This is a genomic window from Streptomyces sp. AK08-02, from assembly GCF_033795085.1.
GTDB classification, from domain to species: domain Bacteria; phylum Actinomycetota; class Actinomycetes; order Streptomycetales; family Streptomycetaceae; genus Streptomyces; species Streptomyces echiniscabiei.
This window is the reverse complement of the sequence record NZ_JARAZV010000015.1, coordinates 49,861-76,198: the sequence shown is the minus strand read 5'-3', so window position 1 is coordinate 76,198 and position 26,338 is coordinate 49,861. Positions and strand designations below refer to the sequence as shown.

Here is a 26,338-nt window from a genome sequence, read left to right as displayed (position 1 = left end):
AGGTGGTGCAACGGTCAAGGGCGCGCCCTCAGCGGAGGAGCTGGCGCTGCAGGGTCACCGTCTGCTGGAAGGGCACGGCCAGGGCCTCGCCCTTCCGGGACTGCAGGATCACCGCGAGGGTGTCCCCGGCTGTCTGGTAGGCGTACCGGACCTGCTCCGCGCCGTACGGCTTCGCCTCGACGTAGGCGGCCGGCTGCGGAATGTCGTCGGCGTCGCCGACTTTCAGCAGGAAGTCCTCGTCGACCTCGGCGGCGAGACCGGTGCCGCGCATCTGGTAGCCCGCACTGGTGTACACGGCGAAGCCGTCGGCGAACAGTTTGTCCACGACGGCGGCGCCCTCGAAACGGAGCAGGTAGATCCGCGTGTGCGTACCGTCCTCCGTGGTCCAACCGCGCGCCGCGATGTGCCTCAGGCCGCTGTCGACGAGCTTCTGCCGGAAGGTGTCGCGCTCGCCCGCCTCGGCGAACTCCCTCAGCAGGACCCCCGGCGCGAGCCACCCGTCCGAGCCACGCAACGCCTTGTCCTCCGTCGCCCCCTCGGGCGCGGGCAGCACGAGCGCGCGCAGATCGGCGTGGTGGATCCCGGCCGTGTTCCCGTCGTCGAAGGGCCCCGGACTGCCGGACGGCAGGGGCGGCAGGGTGATCTCCGGGTACACCCATCGGCCGTCCGACGCGGTCGCCAGGCCCGGTACGTCCGTCCGCTCCATGCGCGTGATCCCGTAGGCCGCCGTTGTGCCGACCGCCGCGAACACGGCGACGGCGGCGGTCCAGCGCAGAGCGGCCCGCAGGCGGCGCCGGTCCTTCTTCACGACCGGTGGCACGAGCGGTGGCAGGACAGGCGCGGGCTGAGGCTCCGGCTGGGGCTCGGACTGGGGCTCGTTCCGGGACACTGCGGGTTCGGTGCTCTGCTCGGTCATACCGCCTCCCCCGGATCGACGATGCGGTCGAGCTGCGTGCTCAGAAGCATCGCGGCTCCCTTGGTGTCGAGTGGAGCGGGGCCCGTGGCGTTGACGGTGACCAGGACGTCTCCCTGATAGGCGGTGCAGAACATGCTTTCGAGGGCTCGGTAGTCGTACTCGTCGTCCGCATCGCCCTCGATCCCGTAGGCGTCCTCCGCCTTGGGCGGCAGGAAGCACTTGGCGTTCTTGTGGCCCTTGACCTCAGGGCCCTGACGCAAGCCGTCCTGGGCATCGAGGTACTGCTGCTGGAACCTGCCGAGGTTCCTCACGGTCGACGTGCTGGGGAACTGCGCCAGCGCGACGCGCACGGAGTAGATCCCGTCTTTGTCCCCGCCGGGGTCCACCGCCGAGCTGAGGTAGCTGCGTACCGCCATGCCCTTGATGTGCTGCTTGTCGATCTGCTTCTCCAGCTGCCTGCGCTGGGAACGGGGCAGCCCGCTCAGGGACTTCTTGCGCAGCGCCGTGGACTGGGCATCGCTCAGTACGGCGTCGTGCCCGAACTCCCCGAGGTCGGGCCCCTGGTACCAGCCACTGGCCCCGTACGGGACGAGCACCCCCGCGAGTCCGGCCGCGGACGCCTTCCTGACGTCGTCGCTGTCGGCCGGCGTCTTCGGGAGCGTGAAGGCGGGCGCATTCGCCTCCCGGTCCGCGTCGACCACGGTCACGACGGTGTAGCCGACGCCAGTGACGACGACCCCGGCCAGCAGCGACGCCCCGAGGACGGCGGCGATCCGGCGCGGCCGCTTCTTGGCGGGTACGGATTCGGGTACGGGTGCGGATTCGGGCACGGGGACCGGTGCGGATTCGGGTACGGGGTTATCGGTCACAGCCGCTCCATCTGGCGCTTGGCGAGGTCCACGATCCTCTGCCCCGGGATCGGCTTGGAGTCGTAGACCCAGATCTCCAGAGCGATGTCGCCCCGCCAGGCGTGGGCCTCGGCGCTGTAGTCGCCCTCGCCCTCGTCCGACTCCGTGTGGACGTACGCCATCCCGTCCCCGGTGCCGGGCACGGGATAGCTCTTGGTGCCGTACTCGTCCTCGTCGTCGTAATAGCTCTGGTCGACGGACTCGGCGGCGCCAAGAATCTCCTCCTGCCGGAACTGGACCAGCCGGATCTGCACGCCGTACTCGCCGGTCGTCCAGCCGGTGACGGCCGCCCTCCGGAACTCGTAGCCGACAAGGTCGCCGAACACTGAGCCCGGCATGCCGTACCCGCCCGCGTAGTCGGCCAGGTCCATCCAGCCGTCCCCGCTCGACAGGTACTCGTCCGCTCTCGCCCCCTTGGGCTTCGTCAGCAGCAGCTTTCGCAGATCACCGTCGGTCCTCACCCTCCGGTCCTGCGCGGCCGAGAGCGGCTCCGGTCCCTCGCCCTTGGCCTGTGCGACCACCGGCTGCGACAAGGAGGGCAGTTTGGTCGGCTCACGGTCCGCCTGCACGAGATACCCGGCACAGGTACCGGCGACCAGGCCCAGCACGGCCGCCGTGGCGATCAACAGGGTCGTACGGCCGCGTCGACGCGAAGGCGGGTCGGGTATTTCAAGTGCTTCGAACACGCTGATCACTTCTGCCACTCCGGGCACTTCCAAGACGTCCCCCACGCAACATGACGCACGGATTTCGTATCCGCGCGCACAGGAGACCCACGGGCCACACCCAGAGTTGTAAGAGAGTTGATTACGATTCGGACTCCCGCCCGGCCTACGATGCGGCCATGGCGAAGAAGCTCGTGATCAAGGTGACCGCCGGGGCCGACGCCCCCGAGCGCTGCTCGCAGGCGTTCACGGTGGCGGCGGTGGCCGTCGCCAGCGGGGTCGAGGTGTCCCTGTGGCTGACCGGGGAGTCGGCCTGGTTCGCGCTGCCGGGCCGGGCCGCCGAGTTCGAGCTGCCGCACGCGGCACCGCTGCCCGACCTGATCGACTCGGTCCTCGCGGCAGGACGCCTCACCCTCTGCACCCAGTGCGCGGCCCGACGGGACATCACGGAGAAGGACGTCATCGAGGGCGTACGGATCGCGGGCGCGCAGGTGTTCGTCCAGGAGGCGATGGCCGACGACACCCAGGCCCTCGTCTACTGAAGCGAGTCGTCCCTGACAGCCCCGACGAAGACGGCCCAGGCACCGGCCTCGACGACCAGGGCACCCCGGGCGGGGTCCTTACTGTCCCGGACGGGGACGATGGCGGGGAGGTTGGGGGCGACTTCGAGGCAGTTGCCCCCATCCGGATTGCTGTAGCTGCTCTTGCGCCAGGCGGCGGCGCCGAGGTAGTCGTCGGAGACTTCGATGCACTGGCCGCCGTCCTGGTTGCTGTAGCTGCTCTTGCGCCATGTCACGCTGCTCAGGTCGATGGCTCGCATGAGACTTCCTCCAACATCCGCCTGATGAACTTCCGCGATTCGTCCGGCGATAGAGCCAAATCGCGTACCAGATCGTATCGGAGCTGAAGCCGTTCGACGTCTGCGGTTTCCTGGACCAGTTCGCCCGAGTATCCCGTCTCCACCCACGCGACGGTGCGGCCGTCGGCGTTCCGCAGAAACATCGCGTCAGTGTTCGTCAGTCCGTGGAGTCCGGCGGACAGCGGCATCACATGGACGGTGACATTGTTGCGCTGCACCATGAGCAACAGGTGCTCCAGCTGCTCCCGCCACTTGGCGGCGTCTGCCAACGGCGTGCGCAACACGGCCTCGGAGAGGATCGTGCGGAACCGTGGGGCGCCGTCCGCCAAGAGCACGGCGCGACGGCCCACTCGCGCCTCGACCTGTACCTCCAACGCGTCCCCGTCGAGCCCACCCGCCGCGAGCAACTCACGCGCGTACTCCGAGGTTTGGAGAACACCAGGCAAGGCAGCAGCTGCATAGTGCCAGAGACTGACCGCCTCGGCCTCCAGCACCATGTATCGCCGATAGCGCTCTTTGAACTGAGCCGGATCCCCAACCGCCAGCTCCCACAAGGCAAGTAGGAGTCCAGGCGTCCCGTAATGCTGATCCAGCGCCTGAGCCACCTCAGGGCTCCCCAACGTCGCCCCGCTCTCCAGCTTCCCGAACAGAGACGCGTCCCACCCCAAGGTCTCCGCAAGCTGCCGCAGGCTCTCCCCCCGCTCTGCCCGGAGTAAGCGCAGCTCCTCCGCGAACCGTCGCCTGGGCTCCTGGCTGCGCCCGGTGATCACCCTTCTCGACGGCATCGCACCGCACTCCTCACTCCCACGCACGGAATTTGTGGAACTTGCGCCCCCGGGCGCCGAACAACCGCTAGTCAGCGGCGTTTTGGCGTCCTGGATGAGCCATGCTCAGCCTGAACCCGAATACGCAGAGTAGTACAAACAACGCATTCCGTATAGAAGTTGTACGAGTTGGATGAAAGGAACGGCATCCATGACAACCGAGCCGACGACATCCTTCGAGCCCGGCACACTGGTCCACGACCCGGAGACCGACAGGGTCGGCGCGTACCAGGCCGTCGTCGGCCCGTACGCGATGCTGCGCCCCGTAGGCGGCGGCCGCGAGTGGCAGGCGGCCCCCGCGTCGCTCCGCGTGGCCACGCCCGAGCAGCGGCTGAGCGCGGGCGTGCGGGCGGCCAACGAGCGTGCGGGACGGGCGACTTGGGGCTACCTGGACGTGGGTCTCCCGCCACAGCCGGTGGCCGGCTGCGAGACGTGCGCCGAAATCGTAGGGCTACGGAGGGCCGCGCAGGCCGAGTCGGACGGCAGCGCGGAGACCGACGCCGACGTCCTGCTGCGCAGACACCAGCGGGCGGAGCACGGTTCGTGACCCGACGGGTCTTCCGGTACGTGGCGTACGCGCTCGTGCAGGACCCGACCGCCTACCCGGAGTACTCCGCGCGCTGCGTCTCGGGCGATGACGCGGACTGCGGGGCCGAGTCCGGTATGCGGCCGGGTCCGGGAGACGTCGAGGAGTGGCAGCGCAGGCACACCCAGGAGACCCGGCACACGCGGTATCGCCGCATCTTCGCGGACTACGCGGTCATGGAGCCGCTGGAGGGGCCCGACAGCCTGCCCCCGGAGCTGGAACCGGCGCGCGTCCACAGGCAGAACGGGTGACCCGCCGGGGCCTGGGCCGTCTCCGCCCCCTACTGCTGTCGCCGCCTCTTGCCGTCCAGCTCGTCCCACCACTCGTCGGACTTCTGGTCGCCGGACGGGTCGTCCCACCAGCGGTCGTCCGGGCCCCGGCGGTTGGCGACGATCGCCGCCAGGGGCGGGATCACCATCGCCACCACGCACATACCGACCGCCACCGGCATCGACCAGAGGCGCACGACTCCCCACGCCAGGACGAAGAGCGTGACGCAGGTGCCCATCATGGCGAAGTACACGTGCCGGCGACGTGCGTACATACGTCCAGGGTAGGCCCGTACGCCCGTACACGGCGAAGGGCCGCACCCCGGAAACCCGGGGTGCGGCCCTTCGGACACCAGGTGTCAGACGGCGATCGCGACCTCCGAGAGGCCGCCCGTCTGGGCGACGACCGTGCGGTCCGCCGTGCCGCCGGGGACGAGTGCGCGGACGGTCCAGGTGCCCTCGGCCGCGTAGAAGCGGAACTGTCCGGTCGCCGAGGTGGGGACCTCGGCGGTGAACTCGCCGGTCGAGTCCAGGAGGCGGACGTATCCGACGACCGGCTCGCCGTCGCGGGTCACCTGACCCTGGATCGTGGTCTCACCGGGCTTGATCGTCGAGGCGTCCGGGCCGCCGGCCTTCGCTCCACACATGTCTTTTCTCCATCAGAGGTCTGACCGGAGGGAAGGCCGGTCGGGGTGAACGGGGTGCTCGCCTGCTACTGGGACTACTTGTTGGCGCCGAGCTCGATCGGAACGCCGACCAGGGAGCCGTACTCGGTCCAGGAGCCGTCGTAGTTCTTGACGTTCTCCACGCCCAGCAGTTCGTGCAGGACGAACCAGGTCAGGGCCGAGCGCTCGCCGATGCGGCAGTACGCGATGGTGTCCTTGGCGAGGTCGACCTGCTCGTCGGCGTAGAGCTCCTTGAGCTCGTCGTCCGACTTGAAGGTGCCGTCGTCGTTGGCGTTCTTCGACCACGGGATGTTGCGCGCGGACGGGACGTGGCCCGGACGCTGCGACTGCTCCTGCGGAAGGTGGGCCGGGGCGAGCAGCTTGCCGCTGAACTCGTCGGGCGACCGCACGTCGACCAGGTTCTGCGAGCCGATGGCCGCCACGACGTCGTCGCGGAAGGCGCGGATCGACTTGTTCTGCGGCTTCGCCTTGTAGTCGGTGGCGGGACGCGAGGGGACCTCCTCGACCAGCTCACGGGCGTCGAGCTCCCACTTCTTGCGACCGCCGTCGAGCAGCTTGACGCTGTCGTGGCCGTACAGCTTGAAGTACCAGTAGGCGTACGAGGCGAACCAGTTGTTGTTGCCGCCGTAGAGGACAACGAGGGTGTCGTTGCCGATGCCCTTCGCCGAGAGGAGCTTCTCGAAGCCCTCCTGGTCGATGAAGTCACGGCGTACCGGGTCCTGGAGGTCCTTGGTCCAGTCGATCCGGATGGCGTTGCGGATGTGGTTCTTCTCGTAGGCGGACGTGTCCTCGTCCACCTCGACGATGGCGATGTCGGCGTTGTCGAGGTTGGCCTCGACCCAGTCGGCATCGACCAGGACGTCGCTGCGGCTCATGCTGTTTCTCCTCCGGGGCAGTTGCGGCGGGGTGGTGCGTAGTGCGTGAGCTGGGGGTACGTACGTGTCGGTCGTACCCGGTCGTGTGCGGTCAGGCCTGCTGCGACGCGCGCACGAGGGCCCTGGGGACAGGGCGCCGGGGGACGCGGGGGTGGTGCGCTGCTGGACGCCGCGCGCTCCCGCTCAGAAAGGGCGACAGAGCATGGCGGCGACGCGGCACAGGTCTACTGCCCGCCGCTTCGTGAGATCCGCCTGTCGGTGCATAGCGTCGATCGTAGGGACGGATTGCCGGGGATGTCACCGGCGTGTCGCATGATGAGACGCGATCGTCCGCGATGTGAGATGCGAGGGGGGAAGGGCCGGTGATTGCGGGAGCGCGGGTGCGGGAGCGCGGGATGTGCCCGCCGTCCCATCTGCGGTACGGACGGACCCGTCTCGCCAGTTGGACGCCTGTCCGACCGGCCGATGCTCCCGGTCCGACTCCTCACGCCTTCTGCCCGGCCGCCTCCTACCCGGCCAGGTTGACGTTCGAACCCTTCACCGTGATGTCCACGCCGGTCTTCGCCGCCTCGACCGAGTCCAGCTTGATACCGCCGGGCAGGCCCTCGATCTTCTGCTGGAAGTCCGTCACCGCGCGCATCCTGCCGTCGGCGAGGTCGATGCCCAGGTTGGGCAGGGAGTCCGCCTTCACCTTCACCGTGTCGCCCGCGACCGTGACCGTGCTGAGGACCGTCACCGGCTGCGGCAGCTCCTTGCCGAGCACCGTCGCCTCGACGGCGACCTTGATCTTGCCGTTGCCGCCGTCCGAGAGGCCCACGACCTTCGCTGTCACACCGGGCACCACCTGCGTGGGCTCCGATCCGGTGGTCGCCCTGGCCGCCTTCAGCAGCTCGGCGTACGTGATGTCGGCGCTGCCGGTCGCGGTGGCCGCGGTGGCGGAGCTGTAGTCGCCGCTGAACGCGACACCGCGCATCCGGGCGTTCAGGTCGTCGATGCGGATGTTCTGGCCGGAGGTGCCGGTGGCCGCGTCGTAGTCCTTGATGCCGACCTCGACGTCGTCCAGCTCACCGCCGGCGACCTGGGTGAGGAAGGGGAAGCCCTTGATGGACACGTCCGGGGTGGTGGCCAGGCCCTCGTTGGCCTTGAGGCGGTCCGCGACCTCGTCCTCCGCGAAACCGACGGCGACGCGGTCGGCGATCACGAAGAGGCCGCCGAGGATCACGGCGACGATGAGGAGTATTCGGAGTGCACGCATGTTCGTGACGGTACCCGGCCTGCCCGGAAGTACCGGTGGGGGCGGCCGGGTTGTCGATCAGCTGTGACAGGGCCCGGGGACTGTCCGGATGGGGCCGGCCGGAGGGGGCCGGCCAGAAGGAGCTGTCCCGGGACCGGGCGAACATCGCCCGGCGCGGTACTGGGACTAGTACTCCAGTCGCAGATCGCGACCTGACGTGGTGTCATTCATTGAGGGCGAGTCGGGTTTGGTAGTGGTGCCAGCGGGCTCGGGCCTGGTGTTGTCGTCGCCAGTCGGACCAGTTCAGATGCTGGGCGATCCGGGCGCGCATTGCCGGCGGCGGCAGGTCGCGGATGCGCGTGGTGAGCAGGTGAAACAGTCGCTGGGCCTCGGGGACGGTCAGCGCGATCGCGCCGCAATCGGCTGGCGGGTCCTGGTCGGGATCGTCGGGCAGGATGGGGGTGGGGTGTCTGGTCTTGTCGAGGGCCGCGAGCACGGCGAGCAGGGCGAGGGCCGCCATGGTCATGGTGACGTGGCGTTTCCACGCCCGGTAGCGCCTGACCTGGGTCTGGTCGAGTGAGACGGTGGTTTTCGAGTCCTGGAAGTCGTCCTCCACCTTCCATCTCATCCCGGCGATCTTGATCAGGTCGGTCAGGGGGCAGGGATGGTCCTCGGTTGCGTACGCGTAGAAGTACGCGATCGCGCTCCGGTCGGCGATGGAGCGGCGGATGAGCAGCCATCGGCGCGGGTGGTCGGTGGCGATCCACGCCCAGTCGTAGTAGCGAGGGCCCTTCGCGCCCGCTCCACACGAGCGGCGGTTCCATCCGTCCGGCTCGACCAGGTGCAGTGCCTGGTCCGCGCGCATGCGCCCGCCGCCGGAGCTGGTGAACTGGTGGTCGACGGGCACCGCGAACACATAGCCGATGCCGGCGCCTTCCAAGAACTCGCGCAATTCCCGGCTGCGTCCGTACACCTCGTCCCCGGTCGCCCACTTTGGTCTGATCCCGGCGGTCAGCGCCCGTTTCGCCTGCGCGAGGGCGAGCGCCGGCTTGGTGGCGAATGCGTGACCCTTAGGGAAACCCGCCGTCGCCATCCGCGCCGGATCGTCGAACCAGGCGGCCTGCACATACAGGTCCCGGTCGATCAGGGCGTGGCCCCGCTGGGTCGCGTACGTCGTGTACACCGCAACGATCACGTTCTCGACCCGGCCCATCGTGCCGGAGTACTGCCGACCTACGGCCGCCGTCTTCGTCCCCTTCTTCGCCTGACCCGTCTCGTCGAAGATCAGGACCCCGCCGTCGGCGCCGAGGTGCCTGGTCAGGAACGCGCGCACCACGTCTCTTGCGGTGTCCTCCTCCCAGCGGGCACGTTCGAGCAGGTGGTGCAGGCGATACGGCCGGTCCAGGCCGACTGCCTCCGCGATCGACCAGCAGTTGCCCGCAACGCCCGGCATCAGTAACCCGCGCAGGTACAACACGCCGTTGGCCCGCAGGTCGCGGCGGCGGTAGACCGGCGCGAGGTCTGCGGCGAGTTCGGCGAATACCGTTTCCATCTGCTCGGGATCTGCACTGCGGCGCGGTGCAGATCCCGAGCCGTGGGCATCGTGTGCGAGGCCGGTCATTTCCGATACCGCTGGGCCACTGCCGTGAAGGCGGCCTTGGGTTCCCATTCCATGTCGGGGTAGGTCTGCCCCCGGCGTCCTTCGAGGAGTTTGACGATGCCCAGGCCGGCCCGGTCCAAGTCGTCCCTGGGGTCGCCGTCCGGGCGGTGCGGGTATCCGGGCAAGGCGAACAGGAACACGAACGCGCTGTCCACGCCCTCGGTGTCGAAGATTTCCAGGAGTTCGCTCAGATATGCGGCCTGGCCGGCTTCGTCGCGCTCGTATATGCCGTTCAGTCGTACAGGGGCCTTGGTCTGCGGGTCGTGCTCGACCACTTCCAGCACGCGCCCGCCGCGGTCTCCCGCGCCGCGGTAGGCGGCGGTGCCGAACCCGGTGATGGCGAGCGGCTTCGGGCCTTGGGCCAGGGTGCGCACCGCGTCCCGGAACCGGTCGGCGACCTCGGCGGAGCGGATCAGCTCGAACGTCACCAGGTCGAAGGGAGTCCAGTCGACCTGCTCGAACTGGATGGATGCGTAGGTGAGCTTGCCCTGGAAGCGCTCGCGGACCGTGCTCGCGGCATCGCGGAGGAACGCGTTGATGCGCACGCCGAGCTCGCGCATCACTTCGGCCCGCCGCTCGGGCCGGCTCATCAGCTGCTCGACCCGTTCCTCGGGGCTTTCTCCGGGCAGGAACCCGCAGTTCATCACGCTCAGCTCGGCCCCTGCGACGAACACGACTGTGGCCCCCTGCTGCCGGAGCCGCTCCGCTCGCGCGGCGCAGTCGCGGAAGAGCGTGAGGATCTGCTCCGGGTCCAGTTCCAGCGGATAGGGCGAGAACCAGACCTCCAGGCCGAGCTCGGCGGCGGCACCGGCGGCCAGCTCCAGTCGGTCCGGGTCGCCGCCGATGATCTGGACCGCGTTGCAGTGCAGGTCGTCGCGGATGATGGCGAGCTCGCGCCGGACCACCGCGGGGTCGAAGTGCTCGCGGGATATCTGGCCGTGCACGACGAATCCGGTGTCGTAGGTCATTCCTCGTGCTCGCATGGTGACGTCCTCTCTGTCGGTCTCGGGCGGGTCGAGGCTGACAGGAAAAGTGCGTGCACGCAAGTTTGCGTGCACGCAGTCGAGTGTGGAACGCTAAGCACCGTGACGACACCACCGCCAGGGCTGCGGGAGCGGAAGAAGCAGGCCACGCGTGAGGCGCTACGCGAGGCGGCCCTGCGCCTGGCCGTGGAGCGCGGACCGGACCAGGTGAGGGTCGAGGACATCGCCGAGGCCGCCGGCGTCTCGCCGCGCACCTACAACAACTACTTCGCCAGCCGCGAGCAGGCGATCGTCTCCGCCGTTACCGCGGACCGGGAGGCGCGGATCGCGGCGGCGGTCACGGCCCGGCCCGCAGGAGTGCACCTAGCCGACGCCGTCACCGAAGCAGTGGTCGAGCAGTACACGAACACCGGCGAGCGCGAACAGCAGGCGCTGCTGCTAATCACCACCCGGACCGCGCTGCGCGACGCATTCCTCGACACCACCGCCGACATCGAGCCCCCGCTCACGGCGGTGATCGCCGAACGCCTAGGTGACACCGGAGCGCACACAGCCCGCGTTCTCGCGGCAAGCGTGGCTGCGGCGGTTCGAATCGCGCTGGAAGGCTGGCTCCGGCCGGCCGGGAACGCAGAGGCCGCCGAGAGTTTCGGCGCCGGAGGACTCGTCGTGCCCTCCGGCTCACTGCCCGACCAGCTCCGCGCGGCACTGGCCCCGCTCGCGCCCGCGTTCGACGCCGCCGAGCGACGCACCCAGCCGTGAAGCCGACCCAACTGGGGCATTCCGCTGGACAAACCGTAGATCCGGAACATGCCGATGCACCCGGCCGTCATCATCCTCGTCAGCCGAGTCAACATAGATGACACCGCGTCAGGTCGCGATCTACGACTGGAGTACTAGGCCGTGGTGCGCCCCCGTACCGTGTCGCGGAAGGCGATCGGGGTCTGGCCCGTGCGCTGGTGGAAGTACTTGCTGAAGTGGGTCGCGCTGGAGAATCCGAGCCGGTCCGAGATGCCGGCGGCGGTCACTTCGCTGTGGACCAGGAGGCGTTTGGCCTCCAGTACGACGCGACGGTCGATGAACTCCTTGGCGCCCAGGCCGGTGGCGGCCAGGGTGGCGCGGGAGAGGGTGCGGGCCGAGTAGCCGAGCGCCCGCGCGTAGTCCTCCACCCTTCGGGTGCGGGCGAAGTCCCGTTCGACGGCGTCACGAAAGCGCGGCCAGGTGGCGTCTGGCTCGGGAGCGTGGCCGCCCGCGGGGGTTGTCAGGTGGGCCAGCCGCAGGACGAGGACGGACAGCAGGTGGCGCAGGGCGGCGGTGTGCACCTCCAGCGGCAGCTGTCCGAGTGCGCGGAACTCCGCCGCGAGGTGTTCCGTGGCCAGGCGCAGTGCCGCGTCGATGTCGGGCGGGCAGCGGCGCAGTACGGGGGCGTGGGGGTCTTCCACGCGGGCGCGGACGGTGGTGGCCGGGTCGAGGAAGTCCTGCTGGAACAGGATCAGGGTGCCGTCGGCGCCGGTGAGGTCTCCCCACTGCTGGACCTGCCCCGGGCGTACCCACAGCCAGGAGCCGGGTTCCAGGGCGTAGGCGGTGAAGTCCACCGTGTGCCGCAGGGTTCCGCCGGTGAGGGTGATCAGGTGGTGGAAGTCCGGGCGCAGGGGAACCACGAGACGCTCGGCCGGTACCCGGTGACACAGCTCGGCGAGGGACAGCACCTCGACCCCGGCCGGGGTGCCGACGGGCGCGGCGAAGGGGAGTTCCCGGATTCCCCGGTCGGCATGTTGTCGGTTTCTGACCATGGCTGGTCGCCAGCGTATCCGGATATGCCTGCTCACCGCCCCTAGCGTGAAGGTGTCATCTCGTCCGGCGGCACGTAGCTGACGGAAAGCAGTAATCGGCACCATCAACTCCGTTTCGCGCAAGGAGCACCCGTCATGAGCGATGCCAAGAACGCCAAGCACACCGTCCTCACCGCCGCCGGTGAACTGTTCGGCGACAAGGATCCGGGCGCGGTGGACCGCTGGGTCGCCGCCGACTACACCCAGCACAGCTCCCTGGCCGCCGACGGCCCCGATGCCCTGCGCCTGCTGGTCGCCGGGCTGCCGGAGGGCTTCCGGTACGAGGGCGCCCGCGTGATCGCCGACGGTGACCTGGTCGCCCTGCACGGCACCTACCACGGCTTCGGCCCCGATCCGCTGGTCGCCTTCGACCTCTTCCGCGTCGACGCCGACGGCAGGCTCGCCGAGCACTGGGACGCCCTGACCCCGGTGGTGGCCCGGACCGTCTCGGGCCGCTCGCAGACCGACGGTCCCGCCGAGGTCACCTCGCCGGAGACGACCGAGGCCAACCGCGCCCTGGTCGCCGAGTTCGCGCAGAAGGTCCTGGTCGGCGCCGACTACTCGGTGCTCACCGACTACATCTCCACCGAGACCTACCACCAGCACAACCCGGAGGCCGCCGACGGCCTCGACGGCTTCGGCGCCGCGGCCGCGAAGTGGGCCGAGGAGGGCAAGAACCTCGTCTACAAGACCGTCCACGGGGTCGTCGCCGAGGGCGAGTTCGTCCTGCTCCAGTCCGAGGGCGAGTTCGGCACCCCCGTCGCCTACTACGACCTCTTCCGGGTCCAGGGCGGCCGGATCGTCGAGCACTGGGACGTCATCGCCCCCGTCCCGGCCGAACTCCCCCACGGCAACGGACTGTTCTGACCCCGCCTCATCCCGACTCATCCCGAGTCACACCGACTCGCCCGACACGCCGTCGCGCCCGCCCACCGGGCCGGGAGAACACGGCGGCGTGCCGCACCCCGCGCGCATCCGCGCCGCACCCGGCGCCCGACCCTACGGTGGCACCATGAGCGATCTTGAGCAGAACAAGAACACCGCGAAGGCGTTCTACGACCTGATGTTCAACCAGTGCCGTCCGGCCGAGGCGATCGACCGGTACGCCGGGGACACCTACACCCAGCACAACCCGCACGTCGCCGACGGCAAGCAGGCGTTCATCGACTACTTCGACCGGATGGCCGCCGAATACCCGGGCAAGCACGTCGAGTTCAAGCGGGCCTTCGCCGAAGGCGACCACGTCGTCCTCCACTGCCACCAGACCTGGCCCGGGGAGGAGTACGCGGGCATCGACGTCTTCCGCTTCGACGGCGACGGCCGGATCGTCGAGCACTGGGACGTCCTCCAGGTCATCCCGCCCACCTCGAAGAACGACAACACCATGTTCTGAGGAGCGGCCGACGCCGGTGTGCCGGCCCCTCGGATCAGACCAGCGCCCGTCCCACCAGCCACACCGCCGGTGCCGCCGCTGCCAGCGGAAGGGCCACGCCCGCCGTGAAGTGGACGAACCTGGACGGGTAGTCGTAGCTGGCCACCCGGTGTCCGACAAGCGCGCAGGCTCCCGCCGCCGCCCCCAGCAGCGCACCCCCGCTGCCCAGCCCCGTCATCCCGCCGACCGCGATCCCCGCGCCCGCGGCGGCCAGCAGGGCGACGACCACCGAGGCCGCCGTAGGCATCGGCAACGCCCGGGCGAGCACCGCCGCCGCGACCGCCGCCGCCCCGACGCTCACCGCGTCCGGGTCCGCCGCGAGGTGACCGGTCGCGATGATCGCCAGCGCCGCCGAGGCGACCGTCGCCATCAGGCTCGACATCCGGGTGTCCGGGTCGGCGTGGGACCGCAGCTGCAGGACCAGGGTCAGCAGGACCCAGGCCCCGAGCGTGCCGAGGATCGCCGCCGGCGCGTTCTCGCGGCCCACCGCCAGCAGCGCCACGTCCGCCGTCACCGCGCCCAGGAAGGCGAGGGCGATGCCCTGGCGGGCCGGCCACATCCCGTTCAGCCGGAACCAGCCCGCCGCCGTGACCGCCTGGAGGATCACGAGGGGCACGACCAGCGCGTACGAGCCGATGGCCGCCGTACCGGCCAACAGCAGCCCGAGCACGGCGGTGAGGGCGGCCGGCTGCATCCCCGGCTCGATGATCGGCGAACGTCCCTCAAGGCGGGCCCGCTGCGCGTCGGTGACACGGGTGTTGCCCGCGACCGTGGCCGGACCGTACCCGGCGTCCGCGGGGGCACCCTGGGGCGGCAGGTACGGAGCCGGCGTCTCCGGCACCTCCGCCTGCGCGACCGGGGCCACCGGAGCGGCCGTCACCGGGACGACGGGGGCGTGCATCTGCGTCTCCCAGGTCTGTCCCTGCCACTGCTGCGTGTACTGCTGCGCCTGCGCGTCGTCGTACGCCGGCTGCTGCCCCGGCCAGGCCTGGGGCTGCTGCCCCCCGTACGGCTGCGGCTGCTCCTGCTGCTGTTGTTGCTGCTGCTGGTACGGGTCGTAACCCTGGTACCCATCCTCGTACTGCCCGTTGTGCTGCCCACTGTGTTGCCCGTTGTACTGCCCATATGGCTGCTGGTCGTTCATGACGCTGTGCTCACCCTCCTGCGAACGGCGGGAGCACCTCGACCGTGCCGCCCTCGGCCAGCCGTACCGTCTCATGTGCGCGGGTGCCCACGGGGTCACCGTCGATGAGGAACGAGCATCGGCGCAGGACCCGGACGAGTTCGCCGGGATGCCGCTCGCGGACCCCGTCGAGCGCCTCCGCGAGGGTGGCCGCGTCGTACGGCTCCTCGGCGACCCCTGCCGCGGCTTTCGCGGCGGCCCAGTAGCGCACCGTGACCTTTGGCATCTGCCTGTCTCTGCTCTCTGCTTCCTCGATCAACCGGCTGTGACTACGTTCAGGCTAGCCCGCCTTCGCGACAGCCCAGTCCCCGATGCGCCGCAACAACTCCTCGCCCGCCGCGTGTTCCGCGTGCCCCATCCCCGGCTCCAGCCACAGTTCGCCCGCGTCACCGGCCGCTTCCGCGAGCATCCGGGGGTGGTCCACCGGGAAGTAGCCGTCCCGGTCGCCGTGCACGATCAGCAGCGGCCTCGGCGCGATCCGCGCCGCCGCCTCCACCGGAGAGAGGGGTACGGGGTTCCAGTCCCGGTGATGGATGCGCGTACGGAGGCCGTAGCGGCCGACCAGGCGGCCCTCGGGACGGGTGATCAGCCAGTGCACGCGCCGCATGGGGGCAGTACCCCGGTAGTACCAACGGGCCGGCGCACTCACCGAAACCACCACGTCCGAGGCAGCCCCCGTGCGCCCCTCGTGCTCCTGCCGCCCGGAACCCCCGTACAGCGCCGCGTGCCGCAGGACCACCGAGCCGCCCATCGAGAAGCCGACCGTGGCCACCCGGGTGTGCCCGAGCTCACGTGCCCAGCGGACCGCGGCGGCCAGATCGAGGACCTCGCGGTCGCCGACCGTCGAGCGCCCGCCGGACGCCCCGTGCCCCCGGAAGGAGAACGTCACGACGGCCCCGTACTGCGCGAACACCTCCGCCACCCGTCGAACGTGCGGCCGGTCCGCGTCGCCGGTGAAGCCGTGCGCGACGACGATGGCGACACGATCGGAGGGGTTACCGGAAGGTGGCGCGGAGCCGTCGTATACAAGGCCTCCCGGCTCGTATACGGCATCGATCGTCACCCCGTCGTCGGTGGTCAGAAACCTACGCAGAGGGGCGCGATCGGCCGTCTCAGAGTTCGGGACGGCGAAAGATCGCGTCACATGACCTGCCGGACCAGTGCTCATGTGGGCTATTCTGCTGGGCAGAGGACTCGGGCAGCGCAGCCCCCGAGTCCTTTTGTGCTTTCGGTGGCGCTGTATACGAAGCGGACCAGGAGCGGAACGCTCAGGGAAACCGCAGGTGTACGGCGCATGGATCGCGCAGCAGTGCCGCAAACGTCCTCGCAGGGACCGAGGAGGAACCAGACGTTATGGGCGAGCGAAACGTGTACGACCGTATGACGACGACTATCCGGGTGGGTGGGACGCGATGAGTTCACTTCTCCTCCTGACCAATGCCCTCCAGCCGTCGACGGAGGTACTTCCCGCCCTCGGCCTGCTGCTGCACAACGTGCGCGTAGCTCCGGCCGAGGGACCCGCTCTCGTCGACACCCCAGGTGCCGACGTCATCCTGATCGACGGCCGGCGGGACCTCCCGCAGGTGCGCAGCCTCTGTCAGCTGCTGCGCTCCACCGGACCCGGCTGTCCTCTCATCCTCGTCGTCACCGAGGGCGGCCTCGCGGCCGTCACCGCCGACTGGGGCATCGACGACGTCCTGCTGGACACCGCCGGGCCCGCCGAGGTCGAGGCACGACTGCGGCTCGCCATGGGGCGCCAGCAGATCGTCAACGACGACTCCCCCATGGAGATCCGCAACGGCGACCTCTCGGTCGACGAGGCGACGTACAGCGCGAAGCTGAAGGGCCGGGTCCTCGACCTCACCTTCAAGGAGTTCGAGCTCCTCAAGTACCTCGCCCAGCACCCGGGCCGCGTCTTCACCCGCGCCCAGCTCCTCCAGGAGGTCTGGGGGTACGACTACTTCGGTGGCACCCGTACGGTCGACGTGCACGTACGGCGGCTGCGCGCGAAGCTCGGCCCCGAGCACGAGTCGCTGATCGGGACCGTCCGGAACGTCGGTTATCGATTCGTTACGCCGGAGAAGGGCGACCGCACGAGCGACGAGGCGAAGGCCAAGGCGGCCCTCGCGAAGTCGGACGATGCGGGCGGTACGACAGGCGCTACGGGCGATACGGCGGCCCTGGACGCCGTCACGGAGTCGTCCGAGGTCAACGCCGAGGCGTGACCGGCGCTACGGCGACGCGATCGGTGACAGCGCACGCCGTGGTCCGCGCTCCGGGCGGGTGGTAACGAAGTCCTTACGCCCTGCCCAGAGCCGGTCCATCCGCGTAGACTCCGCGAGTGGCCAAGGTGACTAGGGATGATGTGGCTCGGCTGGCGGGTACCTCCACCGCCGTCGTCAGTTATGTCATCAACAACGGACCCCGGCCGGTTGCCCCGGCCACGCGCGAGCGTGTCCTCGCAGCTATCAAGGAACTGAGCTACCGGCCCGACCGGGTCGCCCAGGCGATGGCGTCGCGGCGCACGGACCTCATAGGCCTGATCGTGCCGGACGCGCGCCAGCCCTTCTTCGGGGAGATGGCGCACGCCGTCGAACAGGCGGCGTCCGAGCGCGGAAAAATGGTGCTGGTCGGCAACTCCGACTACGTCCCCGAGCGCGAGGTCCACTATCTGCGGGCCTTCCTCGGGATGCGGGTCTCCGGGCTGATCCTGGTCAGCCACGCCCTCAACGACAACGCGGCGGCGGAGATCGAGGCCTGGGACGCCCGGGTCGTCCTCCTCCACGAACGCCCCGAGGCGATAGACGACGCCGCCGTCGTCACGGACGACCTCGGCGGCGCCCACCTCGCCGTCCGCCATCTCCTGGAGCACGGCTACGAGTACGTCGCCTGTATGGGCGGTATCGCCGAGACCCCGGCGGTCGGCGACCCGGTCTCCGACCACGTCCAGGGCTGGCGCAACGCCATGGACGAGGCCGGCATCCCCACCGAGGGCCGCCTCTTCGAGGCCCTCTACAACAGGTACGACGCCTACCAGGCCGCCCTGGAGATCCTCGCCGACCCGGACCGCCGTCCCCCGGCCGTCTTCTGCTCCACCGACGACCAGGCGATCGGCCTGCTGCGCGCGGCGCGCGAGCTGCGTATCGACGTCCCCGGTGAGCTGGCGGTGGCCGGCTTCGACGACATCAAGGAAGCGGCCCTGGCGGACCCGCCGCTGACCACCGTCGCCTCCGACCGCTCGGGCATGGCCCGCGCGGCCGTCGACCTGGTCCTCGACGACGGCGTGCGGGTGGCGGGTTCGCGCCGCGAGCGCCTGAAGCTGTTCCCGTCGCGACTGGTCACCCGGCGTTCCTGCGGCTGCGAGTAACCGCCCGGAACCGTTCGGTCGCGCCTTTATATCGGGCATACGAGGTTCTGCCGGGCTTCTCAGGGAGCACTCAGCCAGCTCTCATGCTGGGGCGACAAGCTCTCTTCCATGACCGAGAGCTTCCGCCGCAGCGGCGAGTACGAGACCCCCCAGGGCCACGAGCCGCAGTCGGCGTACCCCCAGCAGCAGTACGCTTCCGCACCCCACACTTCCTCCCCGGTGAACCCCGAGTGGCCGCCCCCGCCGGCGTACGAGCCGCCGACGGTCCAGCAGCCCACCTACCAGGACCCGGCCCAGCCCCCGCAGGCCCAGCCCGCGGCCACGGCCACCCTCCTCGCGGAGCCTCCCGCCCACCAGCGCAGGAAGCGCGCGAAGGGCCCCTTCGCCCTCCTCGCCGCCGTGGCCATCGTCGCCGCGGCGATAGGCGGCGGCACGGCCTACGGCATCCAGGAACTGACCAACTCGGACTCCGCCGTCACCTCCAGCAGCACCAGCACCAACGTGGTGCCGTCGAGTGCCAAGGGCACGGTCTCCGGGGTCGCCGCGGCGGTCAGCCCGAGCATCGTCGAGATCAACGCGACCTCGAACGCGGGTTCCTCGACCGGGTCCGGCGTGATCATCACGACCGACGGCGAGATCATCACCAACAACCACGTCATCGCCGGCGCCTCTGCCATCAAGGTGTCCACGAGCGACGGCAAGACGTACACCGCGAAGGTCGTCGGCACCGACAGCAAGAAGGACCTGGCCCTCATCAAGCTGGAGAACGCCTCCGGCCTGAAGACGGCGACCCTCGGCGACTCCGCCGGCGTCCGGGTCGGCGACCAGGTCGTGGCGATCGGCTCCCCCGAGGGCCTGACCGGCACGGTCACCAGCGGCATCGTGTCCGCCCTCAACCGTGACGTCACCGTCGCCACGGAGGAGAGCCAGGGTCAGCAGCAGCAACAGCAGGGCGGCGGAAGCGGCGGCTGGCCGTTCGAGTTCGGCGGCCAGGAGTTCAACGGCGACACCGGTACGTCCACGACGACGTACAAAGCCCTCCAGACGGACGCGTCCCTCAACCCCGGCAACTCCGGCGGCGCGCTCATCGACATGAACGGCAACATCATCGGCATCAACTCCGCGATGTACTCGGCGAGTTCGGGCTCCTCGTCGGACGCGGGCAGCGCGGGTCTTGGCTTCGCCATCCCGATCAACACGGTCAAGTCCGACCTGGCGACGCTGCGCTCGGGCTCGACCAGCTGACGCATCAGAAACAGATGAGGGGTACGTCATGATCAAGCAGGTTTCGCACAAGCTGACCGCCGGCACGGCGGCCACCGGCCCGGCCTCCCTGGACCTCGCCCTCGGCGTGGCCTTCACCCTGCACCCGCCGACGGCGACAGCGACAACGACGACCAGGGCGGCGGAGGTCGCCACGGTCGCGCATACGGCCGCCGCCCGCAGGTCGATGACGCGCGCTCGCCGCCCCGCACTGAGCTGATCCTTCTTCTCCGCAGCAGCCCGGAAACGTGCGACGCTGATGGCGTCCGACACGTCCCACCGCACCCGAGGAACCCACGCCCATGAGCCCCGCCGAAGGCGACCGTGACACCCAGCGCATCCTGATCGTCGACGACGAGCCGGCGGTGCGCGAAGCACTCCAGCGCAGCCTCGCCTTCGAGGGATACGACACGGAGGTCGCGGTCGACGGCGCGGACGCCCTGGAGAAGTCGATCGCGTACCGGCCCGACCTGGTCGTCCTCGACATCCAGATGCCGAGGATGGACGGCCTGACGGCGGCCCGACGCATGCGCGGCGCGGGCACGACCACGCCCATCCTGATGCTCACGGCCCGGGACACGGTCGGCGACCGGGTGACCGGCCTGGACGCGGGAGCGGACGACTACCTGGTCAAGCCCTTCGAGCTGGACGAGCTCTTCGCCCGGGTACGAGCACTGCTGCGCCGCAGCTCCTTCGCGGCAGCCGCGGTCGCGGGCAGCCTCCCGGAGGACGAGGCCCTCACCTTCGCCGACCTGCGCATGGACCTCGCGACCCGCGAGGTGACGCGCGGCACCCGGGCGGTGGAACTGACCCGCACGGAGTTCACCCTCCTGGAGATGTTCCTGGCCCACCCGCGCCAGGTCCTCACCCGTGAGCAGATCCTGAAGGCGGTCTGGGGCTTCGACTTCGAGCCCTCCTCCAACTCCCTCGACGTGTACGTGATGTACCTCCGCCGCAAGACAGAGGCGGGCGGCGAGCCGCGCCTGGTCCACACGGTGCGGGGTGTGGGGTACGTGCTGCGTCAGGGCGGCGCGGAATGAGCCGAGTGGGACGCCGGTTCCGTACCCTCCCGATCCGGTCCCGACTGGCTCTGCTGGTCGCCGCGGCGGTCGCGTTCGCGGTGGCGGCGGTTTCGGTGACCTGCTGGTTCATCGTGCAGGGGAAGTTGTACGACCAGGTGGACCAGGACCTGCAGAAGTCGCTGACCGTGCCAAGGCTTCGGGAGCAGGCCGAGTCCGCGGTCAACAACTGCACCCAGCAGACCTCGAAAGATCTCGGCAACGGATTCCGGAACACCTATTTCCAGGTGGTCACGGAGGACGGAAAGGCCTGTGTCCTGCCGTTCTCCGCCGGCAGCATCAAGGTCACCCAGGGCGACAAGGACCTGATCAAGACGGGCAACACCGAGCGCGGTACCTACCGGAACGGCACCGACTCCGAAGGCAGAGACGTACGGGTCCTCACCCTGCCCATGTTCACCGTCGCCGACTCGAACACACAGACCACCTCCAACGCCGGTGTCGCCGTCGCCCTCCCCCTCAAGAACACCCAGTCCACCCTCAACGACCTCGCCCTGATCCTCCTCTTCGTCTCCGGAATCGGAGTGGTGGGCGCGGGCGCGGCGGGCTTGGCGGTGGCCCGCGCCGCCCTCCGCCCCGTCGACAAACTCACCGAAGCCGTCGAACACATCGCCCGCACCGAGGACCTGAGCATCCGCATCCCGGTGGAGGAGGACAGTGACGACGAGGTCGCCCGCCTCTCGCACTCCTTCAACTCCATGACCTCTGCCCTCGCCAACTCCCATGAACTGCAACAGCAGTTGATCGCCGACGCCGGCCACGAACTCCGCACCCCCCTCACCTCCCTCCGGACGAACATCGAGCTCCTCACCCGCAGCGAGGAGACGGGCCGCCCGATCCCGGAGGCCGACCGCAAGGCGCTGCTCGCCTCGGTGAAGGCCCAGATGACCGAACTGGCCGCGCTGATCGGCGACTTGCAGGAACTGTCCCGCTCGGAGGGTCAGCGGGGCGAGCGCGTCCAGGTGGTCGCTCTGGAGGACACGGTCGAGTCGGCCCTGCGCCGAGCGCGTCTGCGCGGCCCGGAGCTGACGATCACCGCGGACATCCAGCCCTGGTTCGTCCGGGCCGAACCCTCGGCCCTGGAGCGGGCGGTGGTCAACATCCTGGACAACGCGGTGAAGTTCAGCCCCGAGGGCGGCACGATCGAGGTCCAGCTCGCGTCCGGTGTCCTCACGGTCCGCGACCACGGCCCCGGCATCCCCGTCGACGAGATCGCCCACGTCTTCGACCGCTTCTGGCGCTCCCCGAGCGCGCGGGCGCTGCCCGGTTCCGGCCTGGGCCTGTCGATCGTCGCCCGTACGGTCCAACAGGCGGGCGGCGAGGTCACGTTGGCCCGCGCGACAGGCGGCGGCACAGTGGCCACCGTACGACTGCCTGGGGCGCCCACGCCTCCGCCGGAGACGACGTAGAGAACGCGATGAGACCGGGTTTCCTCGGTCGCGGAGCAGAGCAGAGGTTCCGCTCCGCGACCGAGATTTCCCCCGTTGCGGAATCAACAATGCCGGTTCGTCGCCCTGTTGTCCTTCGCAGCCAGTCCACAGTTACTTGGCGCTGCGTCTACTTCGGGCCAGTTCTGCTCCCGCACCCCGTCCTACTCCCCTCCCGCCAGGGCCCGTTGCCGGTGCTCCCGAGGTGATGTGCCGTAGGCCGCGCGGAAAGCCCGGGTGAAGTCGGAGGGGCGGGGGTAGCCCCAGCGGGCGGCGATCGTGTGGATCGGGGTGGTGCGCAACGAGCCGTCCGCCAGGTCCCGGTGGGCGTTCTCCAGGCGTCGGCGGCGGATCCAGGCGGCGACCGGTTCTCCGTGTGTCCGTTCCTGGAAGATGCGGTGCAGATAGCTGAGCGAGATGTTGTGGGCGGCGGCTATCACCGGCGGGGTCAGGTCGGGGTCGTGGAGGTTCTGGCGGATGAACGCCTGGACGCGTTCCGCTGTGGCCCGGCCCCGGGTCTCCGGCGACAACGAGGCTTCCGCTTCCAGCAGTTGGGCGAACCAGGCCGACATGAGGTCGAGGACGACCGTGCCGAGGCGAGGTCCGTCGGAGGGCTGAAGGGTGTCGGCCTGCAGGTCCAGTCCGACGACGAAGTCCGCCAGCAGGGCGCCGACCCCCTCCAGCCCCGGCAGCCGCCGGCCCAGCAACTCCCTTACCCGGTCCGGCGGCAGGGGCAGCAGAGCCTTGGGGAAGTCCACGGCCATCCCGGTGACGATCCCGCCCTGCCGGTCGTCGGCCGACCTGACGTCGTACGGCCGCGAACTGTCGGCCAGGTGCAGGTCACGGGAGGTGAACGTGCTCGCCCGGCCCGCGTGGTCGAGCGCCAGCCCGCCCTCGATCAGCAGCGTCAGGTGGTAGAACTCGGGGTCGGCCTGCCGTACCAGTTTCTCGGTGCGTCGGTAGCGCGTCGGGAGGAACGACATCCGGCTCACGGCCACCGGCCCCAGTTCCAACAGCCGCTGCTCCGCCCAGAAATCGGCGGCGTGTGTGCTGACGAGTGCGCTGGAGCGCGTCCGGCCGACCAGTTCCTGCCAGTAGTCGAACCGGTCTCCCACAGGCACGTCGTCCGTGCGGAACACCGTCCCGATCATTCCGTTTCCTCTCCGGTCCCCGCTGTTCGTCCACGTCCTGTCGGCACGGCAACCTTTCCCCTCCCGGCTGCGACAGCCAAGTGACCTGGTTCCCCCCACCAGTTAACCCCTGTCGACCCCTCACTTGATCGGAAGCCGCCGTGAGCGAAACCCGCAGCACACCCCGTGGTCGTAGCCGTCACCGCCGCCGCAGGACCGCCCTGGTCGTCGGGGTCCCGCTGGCCCTCACCTCCGCCGGTGCCATGGCCTACGGCGCCGTCTTCGGTGTGTTCGGCGCCGACGCGCAGCCGAAGGCGGCCGCGGCCTCCGCCACGACCTCCGCCAAGGCCACTTCCTCCGCCCTCGCCGGTGTCACCGAGGTCGCGAACGGCTTCGCCTCCGTCAACGCCCTTGGCCAGAACGGGACCTACGGCGGCCGGGACGGTCAGACCGTCACCGTGAAGACGCTCGCCGACCTGGAGCGATACGCGACGGCGTCCGAGCCGTACGTCATCGTCGTCGCGGCAACCATCAACATGAACCCGGTCGGCAAGGAGATCAAGGTCCAGTCCGACAAGACCGTCATCGGGTCGGGGACCTCCGGGCAGATCGTCGGCGGCGGGTTCTTCCTCGGGCAGGGCGTCCACAACGTCATTATCCGGAACCTGACGATCCGGGACGCCTACCAGGGCGTCTGGAACGACAAGGAGCACGACTTCGACGGCATCCAGATGGACGGCGCACACCATGTGTGGATCGACCACAACGACATCCGCCACATGGCCGACGGTCTCATCGACAGCCGCAAGGACACGACCTACCTGACCGTGTCCTGGAACAAGCTGAGCCAGGAGAACAAGGCGTTCGGCATCGGCTGGACCGAGAACACCACCGCCGACATCACGATCCACCACAACTGGATCCGCGAGACCGAGCAGCGCAACCCGTCCACCGACAACGTGGCCCACGCACACCTCTACAACAACTTCCTGGAGGACGAGGCGGGGACCACCATCAAGTCCTCGTACGGGAACTACTCGCGCGGCAAAACCAACATGGTCCTGGAGAACTCCTACTTCCAGGGCATGACCAACCCCGTCGTCCGGGACGCCACCGCCACCCTCGTCCAGCGCGGCAACGTCTTCTCGGGGACGACGGGCAAGAACGAGAGCGGGGGGTCGGGCGCGGCCTGGGACCCGAAGACGTACTACGCCTACACCCCGGACAAGGCGGCCGATGTGCCCGCCCTCCTCAAGTCCGGTGCGGGGCCGCGCAGTTCGGTGGCCAAAGCGAGCAGTACCGCAACCACCACGGCCGCCGCCGCCACGACCCTCACCGTCGCCGCCGACGGCTCCGGCCAGTACCGGACCGTACAGGCCGCCGTGAACGCCGTACCCGCGAACAACGCCTCCCGGGTGGTCGTCTCCGTCAAACCGGGCACGTACCGCGAGCTGGTCAAGGTGCCCTCGAACAAGCCGCACGTCACCATCCAGGGCAGCGGCGGCAGCCGCAAGGACACCACGATCGTCTACAACAACGCGTCCGGTACGCCGAAGCCCGACGGCTCCGGCACGTACGGCACCGGTGGCAGCGCCACCGTCGCCGTCGAGGCGGACGACTTCCAGGCCCGCAACCTGACCATCTCCAACGACTTCGACGAGGGCGCGCACCAGGACATCGCGAACCAGGCGGTCGCCCTTCGCACCTCCGCCGACAAGGTGTTCCTCGACAGCGTCATCGTCACCGGCGACCAGGACACCCTGCTGGTGGACACCGCGTCCAAGGACAAGCTGGGCCGCGTCTACATCACCAACTCCTACGTCGTCGGCAACACCGACTTCATCTTCGGCCGGGCCACCGCCGTGATCGACAAGTCGGTCATCACCCTGAAGAAGCGCTGGAACGGCACCTCGGCCGGCTACGTCACGGCTCCCAGCACCGCCGCGAACCGCAAGGGCATCCTCATCGCCAACTCCACGGTGAGCGGTGACGTCTCCGACCGCAGCTTCTACCTCGGCCGCCCCTGGCACGCGGGCGGCGACGCGACCCTCGACCCGCAGACCACCATCCGCAACACGACACTGAGCGCGGCGATCAGGACCACCCCGTGGACCGACATGAGCGGCTTCTCCTGGAAGGACGACCGTTTCGCCGAGTACAAGAACACCGGCGCGGGTTCGGGCGCCGCGAGCAGCGACCGCCCACAGCTGACCGACGCCCAGGCCACCGCCCAGGAGGTCGCGGACTGGCTGGGCGACTGGACACCCACGGCCGGCTGACCGTCGTACGGACCGACCCGGCACCTCCGGCTGGGGAGCGCGAGCCGGCGCCCGCTCCCCAGCCCCCGCACACCCCTTTCCCAGGCCCAGCACAGCCCCCGGCGCCACCTTGGGCGGATGGTTGCGCGGAAGATCCTGCTGGCCGACGACGACGCGGCCGTACGTGAGGGGCTCGACCGGGTGCTCAGGTTCGAGGGGTACGAGACGCTGCTCGCCGGGGACGGCCGTGCGGCTCTCGCCCTTCTGGCGGAACCCGGCCCCGCGCCCGATCTCGTGCTCATGGACGTCACCATGCCCGGACTCGACGGGCTGGCCGCGACCCGGCGGCTGCGGGCCTCGGGGTGCACCGTCCCGATCCTGATGATCACCGGACGGGCCGCCGTCGGAGACCGCATCGTCGCGCTCGACAACGGCGCCGACGACTACCTCGTGAAACCGTTCGCCACCGAGGAACTCCTCGCGCGTGTACGGGCGTTGCTGCGCCGCAGCCCACCGCGCGAGCCTCTCCCCTCGCCGCTCGCGGGGATCGGCTTCCAGGATGTCCGGCTGGACCCGCGGACCCGTACCGTCACCCGCGCCGACCGCCGGCTCGACCTGACCAAGACGGAGTTCAACCTGCTCGAATACCTGCTGCGCCGGCCCGAGAAGGTCCTCGCCCGGGTGCAGATCCTCAAGGACGTCTGGGGCTTCGACTTCGAGCCCGCCTCCAACACCCTCGACGTGTACGTCATGTACCTGCGCCGGAAACTGGAGAGCCGGGGCGAACCCCGGCTCATCCACACCGTACGGGGGATGGGTTACACCCTGCGGGCATGTCAAAGGGCCCAGGGCGAGATGCCCCGGGCCCTTCGGCGGACAACCGCCAGGTAACAGGTGAACAGGTG

31 protein-coding genes are annotated in these 26,338 nt (G+C 69.6%); 14 read left to right on the top strand and 17 right to left on the bottom strand.

The features are described from left to right. Positions 1-28: 28 nt before the first annotated feature. The 3 genes from PV734_RS29830 to PV734_RS29820 are packed head-to-tail and all read right to left on the bottom strand — an operon-like array spanning position 29 to position 2,510. Entirely contained in the window at positions 29-916 is an 888-nt protein-coding gene (locus tag PV734_RS29830) for a hypothetical protein (RefSeq protein WP_319097124.1), read from the bottom strand. After that, positions 913-1,785: a hypothetical protein gene (locus PV734_RS29825; protein ID WP_319292757.1), complete on the bottom strand. Its 873-nt coding sequence runs from the start codon at positions 1,783-1,785 to the stop codon at positions 913-915. Before PV734_RS29825 ends, PV734_RS29830 begins: the two co-directional genes overlap by 4 nt. Continuing rightward, a complete protein-coding gene (locus PV734_RS29820) occupies positions 1,782-2,510 on the bottom strand; it encodes a hypothetical protein (RefSeq protein WP_319097122.1) in 729 nt (242 codons plus the stop codon). The genes PV734_RS29825 and PV734_RS29820 overlap by 4 nt, the downstream gene beginning before the upstream one ends. A 158-nt stretch (positions 2,511-2,668) precedes the next feature. Here PV734_RS29820 and PV734_RS29815 point away from each other — a divergent pair, with 158 nt between their 5' ends. Continuing rightward, entirely contained in the window at positions 2,669-3,031 is a 363-nt protein-coding gene (locus PV734_RS29815) for a DsrE family protein (RefSeq protein ID WP_319097121.1), read from the top strand. Here PV734_RS29815 and PV734_RS29810 read toward each other — a convergent pair. Together PV734_RS29810 and PV734_RS29805 are read right to left on the bottom strand one after the other, a co-directional pair. Next, positions 3,025-3,309 carry a DUF397 domain-containing protein gene (locus PV734_RS29810; protein WP_319292755.1) on the bottom strand — a complete coding sequence of 95 codons (285 nt, stop codon included), beginning with the start codon at positions 3,307-3,309 and terminating at the stop codon, positions 3,025-3,027. The two genes, PV734_RS29815 and PV734_RS29810, sit on opposite strands and share 7 nt — an antisense overlap. Then, complete coding sequence (locus PV734_RS29805; protein ID WP_319292753.1) at positions 3,291-4,133, bottom strand: helix-turn-helix transcriptional regulator; 843 nt, start codon at positions 4,131-4,133, stop codon at positions 3,291-3,293. Before PV734_RS29805 ends, PV734_RS29810 begins: the two co-directional genes overlap by 19 nt. 190 nt (positions 4,134-4,323) lie before the next feature. On the opposite strand from PV734_RS29805, the gene PV734_RS29800 reads away from it, so the two are divergent. Next, on the top strand, positions 4,324-4,719 hold the full coding sequence (locus PV734_RS29800) for a hypothetical protein (RefSeq protein WP_319292751.1): 396 nt from the start codon (positions 4,324-4,326) through the stop codon (positions 4,717-4,719). Beyond that, positions 4,716-5,009, top strand: coding sequence for a hypothetical protein (locus PV734_RS29795; protein ID WP_319097117.1), 294 nt, complete (start codon positions 4,716-4,718; stop codon positions 5,007-5,009). The genes PV734_RS29800 and PV734_RS29795 overlap by 4 nt, the downstream gene beginning before the upstream one ends. Before the next feature lie 29 nt (positions 5,010-5,038). Here PV734_RS29795 and PV734_RS29790 read toward each other — a convergent pair whose 3' ends face one another. From PV734_RS29790 to PV734_RS29765, 7 genes are all read right to left on the bottom strand, one after another. Further along, positions 5,039-5,302 carry a DUF3099 domain-containing protein gene (locus tag PV734_RS29790; protein ID WP_319292749.1) on the bottom strand — a complete coding sequence of 88 codons (264 nt, stop codon included), beginning with the start codon at positions 5,300-5,302 and terminating at the stop codon, positions 5,039-5,041. 84 nt (positions 5,303-5,386) lie between these two features. Beyond that, positions 5,387-5,674 (bottom strand): DUF1416 domain-containing protein, encoded by a 288-nt coding sequence (locus PV734_RS29785; RefSeq protein WP_055524959.1) that lies wholly within the window; start codon positions 5,672-5,674, stop codon positions 5,387-5,389. 74 nt (positions 5,675-5,748) lie between these two features. Continuing rightward, positions 5,749-6,588: a sulfurtransferase gene (locus PV734_RS29780; RefSeq protein ID WP_055524958.1), complete on the bottom strand. Its 840-nt coding sequence runs from the start codon at positions 6,586-6,588 to the stop codon at positions 5,749-5,751. A gap of 183 nt (positions 6,589-6,771) precedes the next feature. Beyond that, a complete protein-coding gene (locus PV734_RS45915; protein WP_408647551.1) occupies positions 6,772-6,852 on the bottom strand; it encodes an Ms5788A family Cys-rich leader peptide in 81 nt (26 codons plus the stop codon). A 244-nt stretch (positions 6,853-7,096) separates the two neighbouring features. After that, on the bottom strand, positions 7,097-7,843 hold the full coding sequence (locus PV734_RS29775) for a DUF2993 domain-containing protein (RefSeq protein ID WP_319097115.1): 747 nt from the start codon (positions 7,841-7,843) through the stop codon (positions 7,097-7,099). A gap of 202 nt (positions 7,844-8,045) precedes the next feature. Continuing rightward, on the bottom strand, positions 8,046-9,491 hold the full coding sequence (locus PV734_RS29770; protein WP_319292747.1) for an IS701 family transposase: 1,446 nt from the start codon (positions 9,489-9,491) through the stop codon (positions 8,046-8,048). Then, positions 9,440-10,450 (bottom strand): hypothetical protein, encoded by a 1,011-nt coding sequence (locus tag PV734_RS29765; protein WP_319292974.1) that lies wholly within the window; start codon positions 10,448-10,450, stop codon positions 9,440-9,442. The genes PV734_RS29770 and PV734_RS29765 overlap by 52 nt, the downstream gene beginning before the upstream one ends. Positions 10,451-10,567: 117 nt before the next feature. Here PV734_RS29765 and PV734_RS29760 point away from each other — a divergent pair, with 117 nt between their 5' ends. Beyond that, positions 10,568-11,224, top strand: a complete 657-nt coding sequence (locus PV734_RS29760) for a TetR/AcrR family transcriptional regulator (RefSeq protein WP_319292745.1) — start codon at positions 10,568-10,570, stop codon at positions 11,222-11,224. Between the two features lie 134 nt (positions 11,225-11,358). Here PV734_RS29760 and PV734_RS29755 read toward each other — a convergent pair whose 3' ends face one another. Then, a complete protein-coding gene (locus PV734_RS29755) occupies positions 11,359-12,255 on the bottom strand; it encodes a helix-turn-helix transcriptional regulator (RefSeq protein ID WP_319292743.1) in 897 nt (298 codons plus the stop codon). A 135-nt stretch (positions 12,256-12,390) separates the two neighbouring features. Here PV734_RS29755 and PV734_RS29750 point away from each other — a divergent pair, with 135 nt between their 5' ends. Then, positions 12,391-13,161: a nuclear transport factor 2 family protein gene (locus PV734_RS29750; RefSeq protein WP_319097111.1), complete on the top strand. Its 771-nt coding sequence runs from the start codon at positions 12,391-12,393 to the stop codon at positions 13,159-13,161. Between the two features lie 145 nt (positions 13,162-13,306). Continuing rightward, positions 13,307-13,687, top strand: a complete 381-nt coding sequence (locus PV734_RS29745; RefSeq protein ID WP_319097110.1) for a nuclear transport factor 2 family protein — start codon at positions 13,307-13,309, stop codon at positions 13,685-13,687. A gap of 34 nt (positions 13,688-13,721) precedes the next feature. Here the strand turns inward: PV734_RS29745 and PV734_RS29740 are convergent, their stop codons facing one another. Genes PV734_RS29740 through PV734_RS29730 form a run of 3 tightly spaced genes read right to left on the bottom strand, consistent with a single transcriptional unit; the run spans position 13,722 to position 16,077 of the window. After that, complete coding sequence (locus PV734_RS29740; RefSeq protein ID WP_319292741.1) at positions 13,722-14,870, bottom strand: hypothetical protein; 1,149 nt, start codon at positions 14,868-14,870, stop codon at positions 13,722-13,724. Between the two features lie 10 nt (positions 14,871-14,880). Then, positions 14,881-15,135 (bottom strand): MoaD/ThiS family protein, encoded by a 255-nt coding sequence (locus PV734_RS29735; RefSeq protein WP_319097108.1) that lies wholly within the window; start codon positions 15,133-15,135, stop codon positions 14,881-14,883. A gap of 54 nt (positions 15,136-15,189) precedes the next feature. Next, the gene (locus PV734_RS29730) at positions 15,190-16,077 is read right to left on the bottom strand and encodes an alpha/beta hydrolase (protein WP_319292739.1); all 888 of its coding nucleotides are present in this window, start codon (positions 16,075-16,077) and stop codon (positions 15,190-15,192) included. Positions 16,078-16,321: 244 nt separating this feature from the next. On the opposite strand from PV734_RS29730, the gene PV734_RS29725 reads away from it, so the two are divergent. The 6 genes from PV734_RS29725 (at position 16,322) to PV734_RS29700 (ending at position 22,027) form a co-directional block, all read left to right on the top strand. Continuing rightward, complete coding sequence (locus PV734_RS29725) at positions 16,322-17,134, top strand: response regulator transcription factor (RefSeq protein WP_319097106.1); 813 nt, start codon at positions 16,322-16,324, stop codon at positions 17,132-17,134. Between the two features lie 116 nt (positions 17,135-17,250). After that, complete coding sequence (locus PV734_RS29720; RefSeq protein ID WP_319292737.1) at positions 17,251-18,276, top strand: LacI family DNA-binding transcriptional regulator; 1,026 nt, start codon at positions 17,251-17,253, stop codon at positions 18,274-18,276. 108 nt (positions 18,277-18,384) lie between these two features. Then, positions 18,385-19,521, top strand: coding sequence for a S1C family serine protease (locus tag PV734_RS29715; protein WP_319097104.1), 1,137 nt, complete (start codon positions 18,385-18,387; stop codon positions 19,519-19,521). Between the two features lie 28 nt (positions 19,522-19,549). Next, positions 19,550-19,759 carry a hypothetical protein gene (locus tag PV734_RS29710; protein WP_319097103.1) on the top strand — a complete coding sequence of 70 codons (210 nt, stop codon included), beginning with the start codon at positions 19,550-19,552 and terminating at the stop codon, positions 19,757-19,759. 82 nt (positions 19,760-19,841) lie between these two features. Continuing rightward, entirely contained in the window at positions 19,842-20,579 is a 738-nt protein-coding gene (locus PV734_RS29705; RefSeq protein WP_319292735.1) for a response regulator transcription factor, read from the top strand. After that, positions 20,576-22,027, top strand: coding sequence for a HAMP domain-containing sensor histidine kinase (locus tag PV734_RS29700; RefSeq protein ID WP_319292733.1), 1,452 nt, complete (start codon positions 20,576-20,578; stop codon positions 22,025-22,027). Before PV734_RS29705 ends, PV734_RS29700 begins: the two co-directional genes overlap by 4 nt. Before the next feature lie 182 nt (positions 22,028-22,209). On the opposite strand, the gene PV734_RS29695 is transcribed toward PV734_RS29700, so the two are convergent. Next, a complete protein-coding gene (locus tag PV734_RS29695) occupies positions 22,210-23,196 on the bottom strand; it encodes an AraC family transcriptional regulator (RefSeq protein ID WP_319097100.1) in 987 nt (328 codons plus the stop codon). Between the two features lie 140 nt (positions 23,197-23,336). Between PV734_RS29695 and PV734_RS29690 the strand changes: the two genes are divergently transcribed. Next, positions 23,337-25,454: a pectinesterase family protein gene (locus tag PV734_RS29690; RefSeq protein WP_319097099.1), complete on the top strand. Its 2,118-nt coding sequence runs from the start codon at positions 23,337-23,339 to the stop codon at positions 25,452-25,454. A gap of 117 nt (positions 25,455-25,571) precedes the next feature. After that, the gene (locus PV734_RS29685) at positions 25,572-26,324 is read left to right on the top strand and encodes a response regulator transcription factor (protein ID WP_319097098.1); all 753 of its coding nucleotides are present in this window, start codon (positions 25,572-25,574) and stop codon (positions 26,322-26,324) included. The last annotated feature ends 14 nt before the right edge of the window (positions 26,325-26,338 follow it).